Consider the following 14,058-nt stretch of genomic DNA (forward strand, 5'->3'; position numbering starts at 1 on the left):
GGCCATCCTGAGTGGATGTCGGGCTTTCGTGAAGTAACTCTTTCCATCCGGATGAAGAGATGATAGTTTCTCTTATATCCGTATGAAGAGATGTTATTGGCCGGACCCGGGCCAGGCATGGACTACTGCGGAACTTCGTCGTCCTTACCACCTCCCCACATCGTCATGCCCAAGCACACCCTGCTCGTGGCGGCCCTGGCCGTCGCTCTGGCCGCGCCTTTGTCCGCCGCCGCCGAAAACTCCGCCGACGCCGTTGGCGACGCCAATACCCTGGCCGCCGTGCGTGTCACCGGTTCCAATATCAAGCGTACCGATACCGAGGCCTCCAACCCGGTGCAGGTGATCGGTCGCCAGCAGCTGGAACAGACCGGCAAGGCCACCGTGGCCGACGTGCTGCGTTCGATCTCGGCCAACACCGGCAACGCCGCCAACGAAACCACCAACAACGGCTGGGCGTCCGGCTCGGCCGGCATCGGCCTGCGTGGCCTGTCGCAGAAGAACACGCTGGTGCTGCTCAACGGCCGCCGCCTGGCCAACTACGGTTTCCCGGCCGGTGGCCTGTCCGACACCTTCGTCGATCTCAATGCGCTGCCGCTGGTCGCGGTCGAGCGCATTGAAGTGCTCAAGGACGGCGCCTCGGCGGTATACGGTTCCGACGCCGTGGCCGGCGTGGTCAACATCATCACCCGGCAGAACTTCGAAGGCGCCGAGATCCGCGGCAGCTTCGGCGGTGCCGACCAGGGCGGCCTGCACGAGCAGAACCTGAAGTTCGTCGGCGGCCTCGGTGATCTCGACACCGACGGCTACAACATCCTCTTCAGCCTGCAGGGTTACAACCGCGAGCGCCTGGACCAGGACGAGCGCAACCTGACCCGCAGTGGCATCTACACCGACAAGCCCGGTGGCCGCTGGAACGGCTGGTCGGCCAAGGGCGCACGCTACCTGGTCAACGGCGTGTCGGTGCCGATGCTCGATGCCAACGGCAACTGCCCGGCCGGCACCACCCGCGTTGCCAGCGCGCCGATCGATGGCCTGTCCGGTGATACCTGCGGCTTCAACCAGGCACCGTTCACCACGCTGATCCCCTCTACCAAGCGCTATCAGGCCTACGCCAACGGCACCTTCCGCCTGAACGACAACGTCGAAGCCTTCGGCGAAGTGCTGTACAGCCAGATCAAGAGCGCCGCGTGGTTCGGCAGCAGCCCGTTCTTCACCCTGGAAAGCGGCCGCTTCGCACTGAACGCGAACAGCGGCCTGGCCGAGCCGGTGTCGTCGCTGCTGCCGGCCAGCAATCCGTACAACCCGTACGGCCGTGCGATCCCGATCGAGTACACCTTCTTCGACCTCGGCGGCACGATCAAGACCAACCGCTCCACCGCCTATCGCGGTGTGTTCGGCCTGCGTGGCACCACCGCCAACTGGGACTGGGAAGTGGCTGCATTCGGTGCGCGCAGCAGTGAGCGGGAGACTGTGTCCGGTGGTTTCGCCAACCGCTGGGCGCTGGCCAACGCACTGTCCACGGGCAGCTACAACCTGCTTGACCCGGCAGCCACGCCGCAGTCGGTGCGTGATTCGATCAACATCGCCACGCTGCGTCCGGCCGAGTCCAAGCTGCAGGGCATCGATGCGAAGATTTCCGGCAGCCTGGGCCGCACCTGGGCCGGCGAGATCGGCTTCGCCGCGGGTGCCGAGTGGCGCCGCGAGAAGCTCGATTCCAACAACCCGTGGCAGATCGATGCCGGCCTGCAGGTGCGCCCGGCCATTGCCGAAGTGCATGGCCAGCGCGAGGTCAGTGCCGCCTACGCCGAAGTGAACGTACCGCTGGCATCGACGCTGGAGCTGTCCGCCGCTGCACGCGCCGATCACTATGATGATTTCGGCGATGCGTTCTCGCCGAAGATCGGCCTGCGCTGGCAGCCGCTGGACTTCCTGCTGGTACGTGCATCGGCCTCGAAGGGCTTCCGTGCGCCGTCGCTGTCGGAAAACTCCAACAGCACCAGCATCGCCTACGGCAGCGTGGTCGATCCGCGTGATCCTGACGTGCCGGGCTCGCGGCAGAACCCTACCTTTTTCACCGTTGGCAACAACGCGCTGAAGCCCGAGCGCACCAGGAGCGTGAACTTCGGCGTGGTGCTGTCGCCGTGGGCCAACACCAACCTGAGCGTGGACTACTACCGCATCCAGCTGGACAACCTGGTCGGCACCAACAACACCCAGACCTTGGTCAACGACAACGTGGCCGGCGCGGTGCAGCGCGATGAACGCGGCAAGCTGCAGGCGGTCTACAACCGCTACCAGAACCTGAGCGAGCTGAAGACCTCGGGCATCGACGTCGAACTGCGCCAGCGCATCCCGACCGCGGCGCTGGGTGACTTCACCGTGTCCTCGGCCTACACCCACGTGCGCGACTACCGTCGCCCGACCGTGGTCGGTGGCCCGCTGGTCGACTACGCCGGCAGCAACCTGGGCGCGACCCTGCCCAAGGACAAGGCCACCACCACGCTGGATTGGAAGTACGGTGATTTCAACGCAGCCGTGACCTGGTACTACACCAGCAGCTACCGCCAGGAAGCCAGCACCGCAGCCAAGGCCGTGCAGCAGCGCGTCGGCAGCTACAGCCAGTACGACCTGTACCTGGCCTACACCGGCATCGACAAGCTGACGCTGTATGCCAAGGTGCAGAACCTGGCCGACAAGACGCCGCCGTACGACGCCTCGTTCCCGGGCATCCGCGCGCCGTACGACTTCAGCCAGTACGACCTGCGCGGCCGCTACTTCACGCTGGGCTTCGATTACCGCTTCTGATCCACCCGCCGCGGCCGCCCACCTGACGGGACCGCCCCCGCAACTGTCTGCCGTTGTGTTCCAGGGGAGTCACCGTGTCCTTGCATCGCCGTGCCGTTCTTCCGTTGCTGCTTGCCGCCGCCACTGTACTGTCCTGCCCGCAGCCGGCGCAGGCACAGAGTGCCTATTTCTTCCCGCAGGCCACGGATGCGGCAGCCTTCGATGCAGCGGTGCCGACGCCGGAGCAGTTCCTCGGCTACCCGATCGGTAGCCGCTACACCCGGCACGACCAACTGGTGGCGTACTTCCAGGAGCTGGCCAGACGCTCGGACAAGATCAGCGTGCGCGAGATCGGCCGCAGCTACGAGGGCCGCCCGCTGTTGATCGCCACCGTCACCACTGCAGGCAATCATGCGCGGCTGGAACAGATCCGCCAACAGCACGCGACCCTGGTCGATCCGGCGCAACCACGCAGCGCGGCCGGTGGCAGCCCGGTGGTGGTGTGGCTGGGCTACAGCGTGCATGGCAACGAGACCTCCAGTGCCGAGGCGGCGATGCTGACGGCGTACTACCTGGTGGCCAACCGCAGTGCCGAAACCCAGCAGTGGCTGCAGCACGCGGTGGTGCTGTTCGATCCGGCACAGAATCCGGACGGCCGCGACCGTGCCGCCAACTGGCACAATGCCTGGGCCTCCGATCCGGCGTCGGCCGACCCCGCCGACAAGGAACATGTCGAGCCGTTCCCGCAGGGTCGCACCAACCACTATTTCACCGATCTCAACCGCGACTGGCTTGCCCTGACCCAGCAGGACTCACGGCCGAAGGTAGAGGTGTTCCACCAGTGGTACCCGAACGTGCAGATCGATTTCCACGAAATGGGCAAGGACAGCACGTACTACTTCGAGCCTTCGCCGAAGAGCATGCACAGCCCGTTGATTCCGGCGCCGTCGTACGAGTTCAACAAGACCCTGGCCAGGTACCACGCGCAGGCGCTGGATGCCTTGGGTTCGCTGTACTACACCGGCGAGAATTTCGACAACTTCTCGCCGGTGTATGGCTCGACCTATCCGGACTTCCACGGCGCGGTCGGCGTCACCGTCGAGCAGGCCAGTTCGCGTGGCCGCGTGCAGGAATCGGTGAACGGCCTGCTGACCTTCCCGTTCACCATCCGCAACCAGGTCGCCACCGGGCTGGGCACGGTGCGTGGCGCGGTAACTGAGCGCAGCGGCCTGTTCGACCTGCAGAAGCAGTTCTTCCAGAGCGCGCTGAAGCAGGCCGCACAGCAGCCGGTGAAGAGCTTCGTGTTCGGTGATGCGCATGATCCGGCACTGACCCGCCGCCTGCTGGAACTGTTGCTGCTGCATCGCATCGAGGTACGCGCGCTGGAGCGTGCAGTCACCGTCGATGGGCAGCGCTTCGATGCCGGCAGCGCCTACGTGGTGCCGGTGCAGCAGGCGCAGTTCCGCCTGGTGCATTCGATCTTTGCCGAGACGCCGCCAATCAAGGGGGATGTGTTCTACGGCAGCACCAGCTATGCGATCGCACCGGCCTACGGCGTGGCGTTCGCCGGCAGCCGCAGCCGCGTCGACGGTGGCGCACGCGTGACCGCGCTGCCGGCGGAGCAGGGTGCGGTGCTGGGTGGCCAGGCCGGATTCGCGTACGCGATCGACTGGCGCGACTACAACGCCGGGTGCGCGCTGGCCGCGCTGCAGGGCAAAGGCGTGAGCGCACGTGCGGCATTCCAGCCGTTCACCACGGCGACCGCGCAGGGCGACGTCAGCTTCGCCGCCGGCAGCCTGGTGATTCCAGTTGCCGGGCAAACGCTGCAGGGCGCGGCGCTGCTTGAGGCAGTGACATCGGCCGCGCGCGAGGCAGGTGTGCAGGTGCACGCGCTGTCCAGTGGCCGCAGCCGCGAAGGCATCGATCTGGGCAGTGACGGCGTCAAGGCGCTGCGCAAACCCGCGGTTGCGCTGGTGATGGGGGAGGGCGTGGCCGCCACCGAGATCGGCTCGGCCTGGTTCCTGCTCGACCAGCAACTGCACCTTCCGGCCAGCAAGCTGGACCCACAGCAGCTGGGCAAAGTGTCCCTGGACCGCTACACCACGATCGTGCTGTCCGGGGGGACCTACACCGGCGTCGATACCACGGCGGTGGCTGCACTGAAGCGCTGGGTGCAGGCCGGTGGTTCACTGGTGACCTACGGCAGTGCTTCGAAGTGGGCGATCGAACAGAAGCTTGCCGACGGCGAGAAGCTCGGCAAGGAAGAAGAGACTGCCGACGAGAGCCGCCGTGCGTTCGGCGACCAGCGCGACATCGCCGCGATCGAGCGGGTCAGCGGCAACATCCTCAGCGCCGATGTGGACACCAGTCATCCGCTGGCGTTCGGCGTGCCGCGCCGGCAACTGGCGATCAACAAGGAGAACACAGTGACGCTGCAGCCGAGTGCGAACTCATTCTCCACGGTGGTACGCATCGACACGCCGCCGCGGGTGAATGGCTATCTTTCCGAGCGCAACCGTGCGCGGGTGGCCGGCAGCGCGTGGCTGCTGGTGTCGGCGCAGGGGCAGGGCAACGTCGTGCTGTTTGCCGATGATCCGGCGCACCGGAAGCACTGGCACGGGACGGACCGGTTGCTGATCAACGCGATCTTCTTCGGGAATCTGGTGAATCCGAGTAAGGCGCGGGGTTGAGGTGTTTGGCGCCTTGACTGATGCGTGTGGGGGCGCCGGGCGGGCTGCGCAGTACACGCCGTAAACCCGTCCTTGGGGGCTCGATGGCGCCATCCATGGCGCAACGGTCCTGCGCAGCCCGCCCGGCCGCCCCTCGACGGTTTCCTGCGGGCGCGGACGCATCAGACCCCAAGACGGGAGCAAGGGCAAAAGCAAAAGCACAGCCAGGAATTGCGACTTCGGCTTTTGCCTTTGAACTTGAATTTGAATTTGATCTTTCTTCTCCCGGCTACCCTGCGGGAGAAGAAGGCGCAGGCAATGCTTGAAGCGGATGGGCATGGGGGCAGCGCAGAACCGTTGGCGCCATGGATGGCGCCATCGAGCTTACATGGACGTATTTACAGCGTGTTCTGCGCTGCCCCCATGCCCATCCGCCCTCGGTGCCGCCACCGCGTGCTTCATCACCCGGTAGCCAGCAACAAAAAAGGACGGCGCGTCAGCGCCGTCCCTCGATAGCCTCCCGCGCAACGGGAAGCACAACAGCTGTCAGCTGTGATCAGCCGGCGCGACCGCCGCCATTGCCTCCCTGGCCGCGGCCACGGCCGCCACCATTACCGCCACCGCCACGACGCTGGCCCTGACCGGCGCCTGCACCCGCACGCTGCTGGCCGTTGCCACCGCCCTCGCGACGGCCACCGCCGGCCTTCTTCGGGCCGGCATGCGCATGGCGCGGCGCATCACCGTGCGGACGGCGTGCGTGGCTCTTGCGCGGTGCGCGCTCGCCGGTATCGTGCTCGGCCTTGCCCGGCGCACTGTTGCCCCAGCGGATCGGCGTCTGCAGCTCGAAGCCCGGCACATCGCGGATGTCCATGTCGCGGCCCAGCAGGCGCACGATCGCGCGCAGCAGCTTCACTTCATCCTGCGCCACCAGGGAGATCGCCTGGCCGGTGGCGCCGTTGCGGCCGGTCCGGCCGATGCGGTGCACGTAGTCCTCGGCCACCATCGGCAGGTCGAAGTTGATCACCTTCGGCAGCTCGTTGATGTCGATGCCGCGCGCAGCGATGTCGGTGGCCACCAGCACGGTCACGCGGCCGGCCTTGAAGTCGCCCAGCGCACGCAGGCGCTGGCCCTGGCTCTTGTTGCCATGGATCGCCGCGGTCTTGATGCCCGACTTTTCCAGGAACGTGGCCAGCTTGTCGCTGCCGTGCTTGGTACGGGCGAACACCAGGGTCTGCTCGCGGCTGTCCTGCGCCAGCAGGTGCAGCAGCAGGTCGCGCTTGCGGCCGGCATCGACCGGGTGCACGCGGTGGGTGATGGTTTCGGCCACGGTGTTCTTCGGCGTCACCTGGATCTGTTCCGGGTTGCGCATGAACTCCAGCGCCAGCTGGCGGATGTTGTCCTCGAAGGTGGCCGAGAACAGCAGGGTCTGGCGGTTCTGCTTCGGCAGCTTGGCCAGGATGCGCTTGATCGACGGCAGGAAGCCCATGTCGAGCATGCGGTCGGCTTCATCCAGCACCAGCAGTTCAATGCCGGACAGGTCGACACTGCGACGCTCCAGGTGGTCGATCAGGCGGCCCGGGCAGGCCACCAGCAGGTCCACGCCACGGCGCAGGATGTCCAGCTGGTTGCCCATGCCGACGCCGCCGTAGATGCAGGCGCTGGGAATGCGCAGGTACTTGCTGTAGCCGCGCAGGCTGTCATGCACCTGGGTGGCCAGTTCGCGGGTCGGGGCCAGGATCAGCGCACGCGGCTTGCGCGGGCCGGCACGCACTTCCTGCGAGGCGGTGCCCAGGTGCTGCAGCAGCGGCAGGCCGAACGCGGCGGTCTTGCCGGTACCGGTCTGTGCGCCGGCCAGCAGGTCGCGACCGGCCAGCGCCAGCGGGATCGCCTGCTGCTGGATCGGGGTCGGGGTTTCGTAGCCCTGCTCGGCAAGCGCACGCAGCAGGAAGGGCGCCAGGCCCAGCGATTCAAAAGACATTGAGATTGCTCCAGGTACAAGAAACGCCTGTCCGAGCGGACAGACGGGGGCAGATCAAAGTGATCGGCTGACTCGGAGCGTTCCCGTGAACCGCGCTGCGAGAATTGGGTGCAGCCGGCACGAAGCGCAGGCTGGAATGCGTGACGAACGGCGTCGGAGTGGGGGCGGGCGAAGAGGGCGGACCCTGGTCGCCGGCGATCCCGAAGGGAAACGGACGGCCGCTGCAGACCACGCAAGTCTAACCGATGTTTGAGACTTCACGCAAAAAGGCCGGTTCAGGTAGGGGTTCTCTGCAGGGCTGCGCCCTGCACCCGCAGAGGCTGAAGCAACGTCAAAGGCCGGGTTCCTGTGGGTAGGCGGGGTGGGTCCGGTGGCAGGGGACGCTGCAAGTACGTCCATGTAAGCTCGGTCGCCGCATCCATGCGGCTCACGCCCCTGTCACCGGACCCACCCCGCCTTCGACAGTTTTCCGCGATCTGTCGAATCTCATTCGATCAATTTCGGTGTCTGACGGATCTCGACGATGAATGATGTGGATGTTCGATCAGTCATTGGGAACCTGTCGGGGGTGGGGCGGTGTGGGCGGGCAGGACCGTTGGCGCCATGGATGGCGCCATCGAGCCCCCAGGGATGGGTTTACGGCGTGTCCTGCCCACCCACACCGCCCCGCCATCCCACGGAATGCAGGCTTTTGACGTTGCCGTTGCTTCTGCAGGTGCAGGGCTGCAAGCCCTGCCGAACCCCCTCCTGCGGTAGGGTGGGCCGATGCCGCGCTGCAGCTTGGCGTCGCCGCAGATTTGATTACACTTGAAACTTGTTTGCCCACGACTCCGGACACCCACCCATGAAGCTTGGTTCTTTGAAGGAAGGCGGCCGCGACGGCACCCTGATCGTCGTCTCGCGTGACCTGCGCCACGGCGTGCGCGCCACCGGCATTGCCGCCACCCTGCAGCAGGCCCTGGAGGACTGGAGCCACATCGCACCGCGCCTGAACGCCCTGTACGAATCACTCAACGCTGGCGACGCCGATGGCGTATTCGACCTCGATCCGCAGGCGCTGGCCGCACCGATGCCGCGTGCCTATGAATTCGTCGACGGCAGCGCCTACCTGCCGCACGTCGAGCGCGTGCGCCGCGCCCGTGGCGCCGAGGTGCCGGAGAGCTTCTACACCGACCCGCTGATGTACCAGGCCACCAGTGCGGGGTTCTACGGCCCGCGCGATGCGGTCAAGGTGGTCAGCGAGGACTACGGCATCGACCTGGAAGCGGAGATCGTGGTGATCACCGACGACGTGCCGATGGCGGCCACCCCCGAACAGGCCGCCGGCCACATCCAGCTGGTCGGCCTGGTCAACGATGTCTCGCTGCGCAACCTGATCCCGGGCGAGCTGGCCAAGGGCTTCGGCTTCCTGCAGTCCAAGCCGCGTTCGGCGCTGTCGCCGGTGTTCGTCACCCCCGATGAGCTGGGTGCTGCGTGGCAGGACAGCAAGGTGCACCTGCCGCTGCTGACCCACATCAACGGCCAGTGGTTCGGTGCGCCGGAGGCGGGCGTGGACATGCAGTTCAACTTCGCCCAGCTGGTCGCGCATGCGGCCAAGACCCGCCCGCTGGGTGCCGGCACCATCGTCGGCTCGGGCACCATCGCCAATGAAGACACCAGCAAGGGTGCCTCGTGCTTCGCCGAGCAGCGCGTGGTCGAGACCCTGCGTGACGGCAAGCCGAGCACGCCGTTCATGTCCTTCGGCGATGTGGTCCGCATCGAGATGCTCGACGCTGCCGGCAACAGCATCTTCGGTGCGATCGAGCAGCGCATCGAACAGGCGGCCAAGCCCTGAGCATGGAGGCGGCGATGGAGATTCCGGTCGACGACGGCATCGTGCTGTACACCTACTGGCGATCCAGCGCCGCCTACCGCGTGCGCATCGGCCTGGAGCTGAAGGGCCTGGCCTGGGAGGCGCGGCCGGTGCATCTGGTGCGCGACGGTGGCGAGCAGCACCATGAGGCTTATCGCGCGCTCAATCCGCAGCAGCTGGTGCCGACCCTGCTGCATGATGGGCACACGCTGACCCAGTCACTGGCGATCATCGAGTACCTGGAAGAGCGCTTCCCACAGGTGCCGCTGCTGCCGGCCGATGCTGCGGGCCGCGCACGGGTGCGGGCGCTGGCGCAGCTTGTGGCCTGCGATATCCATCCGATCAACAACCTGCGGGTGATGCAGTACCTGGAACGCGACCTGCAGCTGCCTGCCGACGCCCGCACGCAGTGGACCCTGCACTGGATCGCCGAAGGCTTTGACGCGATGGAAGCGATGCTGGCCAACAGCCGCGACACCGGCACCTTCTGCCACGGCGACCGTCCTGGCCTGGCCGACATCTGCCTGCTGCCGCAGCTGTACAACGCACACCGCTTCGGCCTGGACCTGACGCCGTACCCGACCCTGCGCCGCATCGAAGCGGCGTGCCAGGCAGTGGACGCCTTCGACCGCGCGCGCCCGGAAAACCAGCCCGACGCCGCCTGAAAGCAGAGGGGACGGAGCGGATCACGTCGTCAGTGCATTTTCGACTTGATCCCCTCCGTCCCCTTTCTGTTGCAATCGAGCCAGGTCATCGCGGAACAACCGGTAGGCCTCCTCGCGGCGGGCATCGCCGGCCTGTCGCAGCACCCACGCCGGGTGCACCGTGGCGTAGCCGCGGGTGCCGTCCTCGAGGGTGTGCCAGCGCCCGCGGTCACGCGAGAGGTCGAAGTCACGACCGAATACCGAGGCTGCCGCTGTCGCGCCCAGGCACACGATCACCTGGGGCCGCACGCGCGCGATCTCACCCATCAGCCAGGGCCGGCAGGCCTGGATGTGACGGCTCTCCGGCCGCTTGTGCAGCCGCACCTTGCCGCGCCGCTCATGGTGGAAGTGCTTCACCGCGTTGGTGAGGTACAGCGTGGCGCGATCGATCCCCAGTTCCGCCAATGCGCGGTCCAGCACCTGGCCGGCAGGTCCTGCAAATGGCTGCCCACGCAGATCTTCGGTGTCACCGGGTTGCTCTCCGACCAGCATCACCCCGGCCCCTGCCGGCCCCTGTCCGAACACGGTCTGCGTGGCCTGCTCCCACAACGGGCACTGGCGGCAGGCGCTGGCCTGTCCGCGCAGATTGTCCAGGCTGCTGGCTTCGGCTGCCGATGCCGGAGGGTTCGCTCGCAGCGGAATCCTGCGTTGCGGTGCCTGCGCGGGACGGTCATGCATTTCCTGCACGCGGTCGGCCGCATCGCGCACCAGGCGTGGCAGCAACTGTGCTTCAGGCAGATGGCGCCAGTACTTGGCCGGCATCTCCTGCATCATCATCCGCGTGTTGAGCCGGGCCGGATTGAAAATGCTGGCGTAGTAGGTCTGCCACAGCGACTCGCGTGCATCCTCGGCCGGGGCATCCTCGCGCCGTGCACCGGGGCCGAAGGCAAGCGCCTGCCCATCCCAGGCGACGCTGCGCGAAGGCGTGAGGATGGCCCAGCGCATGCCGGTGAAACGGCGCGCGAAGAACGGCGCGACCCAGTCGACGATGCGGTGCTGTGGCTCGAACCAGGCGATGAACGCATCAGGCTGGCCAGGCACTTCGCGGAAGCGCACGAATGCCTTCATCTTGTGCGTGTCGCGGCGGACCGCCTGTGCCATGGCCATCGCCCGCAGTACGTCGGCATCGGCGGGGTTTGACAGCACCGAGCGTTCGCCATGGGCGATGCGCCACAGCAACCGGTACAGGAGGGCCATGCGTTGTCCGTCGCGATGGCACAGGCAGGTGGCCGCCAGTTCCAGGAAGTCGCGCGGTACCGTCAGTGCGCCAGCATCGGCCTGTGCGGGCGCCGAGGTGACCGCTGGCGCGTCCAGCAGCGATGCGTCGCTGCCCTCGAGCCAGTCCAGCTGCTCCGGCGCGACGCAGCGCAGCAGGGCTTCGCGCGCGCCGCTGCGCCAGGCCTCCAGCGACCATGGCGGATCCACCCGCAGCGACCAGCGCTGCGCGTCAGGCCGCGGACGGGGCATCGAACAGCGACCCCTGTCGCGGCGGCGGGGCCAGCTGCGCGCGCAGCGCCGCCGGGTCGTCCAGTGCTTTGCGCGGGTGATGGTCGGCCAGCAGCACGAACGGCAGCAGCTTGCTCATCGGTGCCTTCAGGCGTGCGAGGTCGGCCACGCGCAGCCGCCCGTGACGGCGCGCCATCAGCACGCGCTTGACGTTGCGCACGCCAAGGCCGGGCACGCGCAGCAGCATCTCCTTCGGTGCCCGGTTCAGATCGACCGGAAAGCGCTCGGGGTGGCGGATCGCCCAGGCCATCTTCGGGTCGATATCCAGGTCGAGCATGCCGTCCTGGGTGGTATCGGTAATCTCATCCACGCCGTACCCGTAGAAGCGCAGCAGCCAGTCAGCCTGGTAAAGGCGATGTTCGCGCTGCAGAGGTGGCGGCTGCAGTGGCAACTGCCGGCTGGCGTCCGGAATCGGGCTGAACGCGGAGTAGTAGACCCGGCGCATGCGGTAGTTGCCGTACAGGCTGTCGGCGCTGGCCAGGATCTGCCGGTCGTTTGCCCCGTCCGCGCCGACGATCATCTGGGTGCTCTGCCCGGCCGGTGCGAAACGGGGAGGGCGCGGGCGAGTGCTGCGGCTGGGCGTCGGTGCCACCGCTGCGGGGGCCTTGCGAGCTTCCTTGGCTTCCTCGATGCGCCAGCGCAGTTCGCCCATCGCGCCACGGATGGAATGAACCGTCTTCTCCGGCGCCAAGGCGCTCAGGCCGGCTTCGGTCGGCAGTTCCACGTTGATGGACAGGCGGTCGGCATAGCGCCCGGCACTGGCCAGCAGTTCCGGCGAGGCCTCGGGAATGGTCTTGAGGTGGATGTAGCCGGCGTAGCGGTGTTCTTCGCGCAGCTGCCGGGCCACTTCCACCATCTGTTCCATGGTGTAGTCCGCATTGCGGATGATGCCGCTGGACAGGAACAGGCCCTCGATGTAGTTGCGCTTGTAGAAGTCCAGGGTGAGCGTGACCACCTCATCCACGCTGAAACGTGCACGGGGCACGTTGCTGGAAACCCGGTTCACGCAATAGGCGCAGTCGTAGACGCAGAAGTTGGTCAGCAGGATCTTCAGCAACGAAACACAGCGGCCATCGGGCGTGTAGCTGTGGCAGATGCCCATGCCCTCGGTGCTGCCGATACCGCCGCTGGCGCGCGAATCGCGCTTGCCCGAGCCGCTGGAGGCGCAGGAGGCATCGTACTTGGCGGCATCAGCCAGAATGGCCAGCTTGCGGATGGTTTCCATTGAGGAAACCTACGAATGAGGGGTCTCATTGGATGAGACCGCCCCTGAACTCTTCAGAAAAAGGGGATCGAGGGGATCAAGTCGCCAGTGCATAAACGACTTGATCCCCTCCGTCCCCTTTTTCGTGGGATCAGAAGCCGTGGGTGATGCTGGGTGCGCCCGCCGAGAAATCCGCGTACGGGTCGTGCTCGCCGCTGCTGCCTTCGGACAGGCGGAACTTCAGGGCCAGGCCATCGCGCGAGTCGGCCGCGCGCAGCGCTTCCTCCTGCTCGATGGTGCCGGCCTTGGCCAGCCGGAACAGGCACTGGTCGAAGCTCTCCATGCCTTCTTCCAGCGAGGCTTCCATCGCCGCCTTGATCTCGTGCACCTGGCCGCGGCGCAGCAGGTCGCGGATCATCGGCGTGTTGATCAGCACCTCGGTGGCCGGCAGGCGACGGCCCTCCTTGTTCTTCACCAGGCGCTGGCTGATCACCGCACGCAGGTTCAGTGCCAGGTTCATCAGCACGTTCTTGTGCGCGCTTTCCGGGAAGAAGTTGAGGATGCGCTCGATGGTCTGGTCGGCATTGTTGGAGTGCAGGGTCGCCAGGCACAGGTGGCCGGTCTCGGCGAAGGCGATTGCCGCCTCCATCGTTTCCGCATCCAGGATCTCGCCGATCAGGATCACGTCCGGCGCTTCACGCATCGCGTTCTTCAGCGCGTTGTGGAAGGCATGGGTGTCCAGGCCGACCTCGCGCTGGTTGACGATCGACATCTTGTGCTTGTGCAGGTACTCGATCGGATCCTCGATGGTGAGGATGTGACCGGTGGTGGTGCTGTTGCGGTGGTCGATCATCGACGCCAGCGAGGTGGACTTGCCGGAGCCGGTGGACCCCACCACCAGCACCAGCCCGCGCGGGGTCATGATGACGTCCTTCAACACCTGCGGCAGGTTCAGCTCCTCGATGCTCGGAATCCGGCTGCGGATGGCGCGGATGACCATGCCGACCTCGCCCCGCTGCTTGAACACGTTGACGCGGAAGCGCCCGGCATCGGGCAGGGCGATGGCCATGTTGAGCTCCAGCTCGCGCTCGAACTGCGGCACCTGGCCCTCGTCCATCAGCGAGTAGGCGATCTTCTTGACCATGCCCGGCGGCAGGCCCGTGTTGCCCAGCGGATAGAGCTTCCCCTCGATCTTGATGTAGACCGGTGCCCCGGTGGTCAGAAACATGTCCGAAGCGTTCTTTTCGGTCATCAGCTTCAGGAAGTAGCCGATATCCATTGCGAATTTTCCCCAACGAAACGGCCGACGCCCGTTGCCAGCACGGTGTCGGCTTGACGACAATGGCCGTGAACCGACAACC

At 66.5% G+C, this 14,058-nt stretch carries 8 protein-coding genes; 4 read left to right on the forward strand and 4 right to left on the reverse strand.

Annotated features, from left to right (window positions below):
• Nucleotides 1-165: 165 nt before the first annotated feature.
• Both ACM0PY_RS16510 and ACM0PY_RS16515 read left to right on the forward strand, forming a co-directional pair.
• Nucleotides 166-2,805, forward strand: coding sequence for a TonB-dependent receptor (locus tag ACM0PY_RS16510; protein ID WP_180885617.1), 2,640 nt, complete (start codon nt 166-168; stop codon nt 2,803-2,805).
• A gap of 74 nt (nt 2,806-2,879) precedes the next feature.
• Complete coding sequence (locus ACM0PY_RS16515) at nt 2,880-5,474, forward strand: M14 family zinc carboxypeptidase (RefSeq protein WP_414609515.1); 2,595 nt, start codon at nt 2,880-2,882, stop codon at nt 5,472-5,474.
• Nucleotides 5,475-6,009: 535 nt separating this feature from the next.
• Here the strand turns inward: ACM0PY_RS16515 and ACM0PY_RS16520 are convergent.
• Entirely contained in the window at nt 6,010-7,431 is a 1,422-nt protein-coding gene (locus ACM0PY_RS16520) for a DEAD/DEAH box helicase (RefSeq protein WP_180885621.1), read from the reverse strand.
• Between the two features lie 844 nt (nt 7,432-8,275).
• Here ACM0PY_RS16520 and ACM0PY_RS16525 point away from each other — a divergent pair.
• Entirely contained in the window at nt 8,276-9,265 is a 990-nt protein-coding gene (locus ACM0PY_RS16525; RefSeq protein WP_065179110.1) for a fumarylacetoacetate hydrolase family protein, read from the forward strand.
• A gap of 14 nt (nt 9,266-9,279) precedes the next feature.
• Nucleotides 9,280-9,948 carry a maleylacetoacetate isomerase gene (gene maiA / locus ACM0PY_RS16530; protein ID WP_111200780.1) on the forward strand — a complete coding sequence of 223 codons (669 nt, stop codon included), beginning with the start codon at nt 9,280-9,282 and terminating at the stop codon, nt 9,946-9,948.
• A 21-nt stretch (nt 9,949-9,969) separates the two neighbouring features.
• Here the strand turns inward: maiA and ACM0PY_RS16535 are convergent, their stop codons facing one another.
• The 3 genes from ACM0PY_RS16535 to ACM0PY_RS16545 all read right to left on the reverse strand — a co-directional run bounded on the left by ACM0PY_RS16535 (nt 9,970) and on the right by ACM0PY_RS16545 (nt 13,976).
• Complete coding sequence (locus ACM0PY_RS16535; RefSeq protein WP_180885623.1) at nt 9,970-11,454, reverse strand: UdgX family uracil-DNA binding protein; 1,485 nt, start codon at nt 11,452-11,454, stop codon at nt 9,970-9,972.
• The gene (locus tag ACM0PY_RS16540; protein ID WP_180885625.1) at nt 11,435-12,718 is read right to left on the reverse strand and encodes a putative DNA modification/repair radical SAM protein; all 1,284 of its coding nucleotides are present in this window, start codon (nt 12,716-12,718) and stop codon (nt 11,435-11,437) included. Before ACM0PY_RS16540 ends, ACM0PY_RS16535 begins: the two co-directional genes overlap by 20 nt.
• 130 nt (nt 12,719-12,848) lie before the next feature.
• Nucleotides 12,849-13,976 carry a PilT/PilU family type 4a pilus ATPase gene (locus ACM0PY_RS16545; protein WP_049416904.1) on the reverse strand — a complete coding sequence of 376 codons (1,128 nt, stop codon included), beginning with the start codon at nt 13,974-13,976 and terminating at the stop codon, nt 12,849-12,851.
• Nucleotides 13,977-14,058: the final 82 nt, after the last annotated feature.

The organism is Stenotrophomonas sp. BR163, from assembly GCF_047520985.2.
GTDB lineage: Bacteria > Pseudomonadota > Gammaproteobacteria > Xanthomonadales > Xanthomonadaceae > Stenotrophomonas > Stenotrophomonas sepilia.

Coding starts and splice junctions, on each gene's coding strand:
- ACM0PY_RS16510 (WP_180885617.1), top strand. CDS start 166: ATGCCCAAGCACACCCTGCTCGTGGCGGCCCTGGCCGTCGCTCTGGCC.
- ACM0PY_RS16520 (WP_180885621.1), bottom strand. CDS start 7,431: ATGTCTTTTGAATCGCTGGGCCTGGCGCCCTTCCTGCTGCGTGCGCTT.
- ACM0PY_RS16525 (WP_065179110.1), top strand. CDS start 8,276: ATGAAGCTTGGTTCTTTGAAGGAAGGCGGCCGCGACGGCACCCTGATC.
- maiA (WP_111200780.1), top strand. CDS start 9,280: ATGGAGATTCCGGTCGACGACGGCATCGTGCTGTACACCTACTGGCGA.
- ACM0PY_RS16535 (WP_180885623.1), bottom strand. CDS start 11,454: ATGCCCCGTCCGCGGCCTGACGCGCAGCGCTGGTCGCTGCGGGTGGAT.
- ACM0PY_RS16540 (WP_180885625.1), bottom strand. CDS start 12,718: ATGGAAACCATCCGCAAGCTGGCCATTCTGGCTGATGCCGCCAAGTAC.
- ACM0PY_RS16545 (WP_049416904.1), bottom strand. CDS start 13,976: ATGGATATCGGCTACTTCCTGAAGCTGATGACCGAAAAGAACGCTTCG.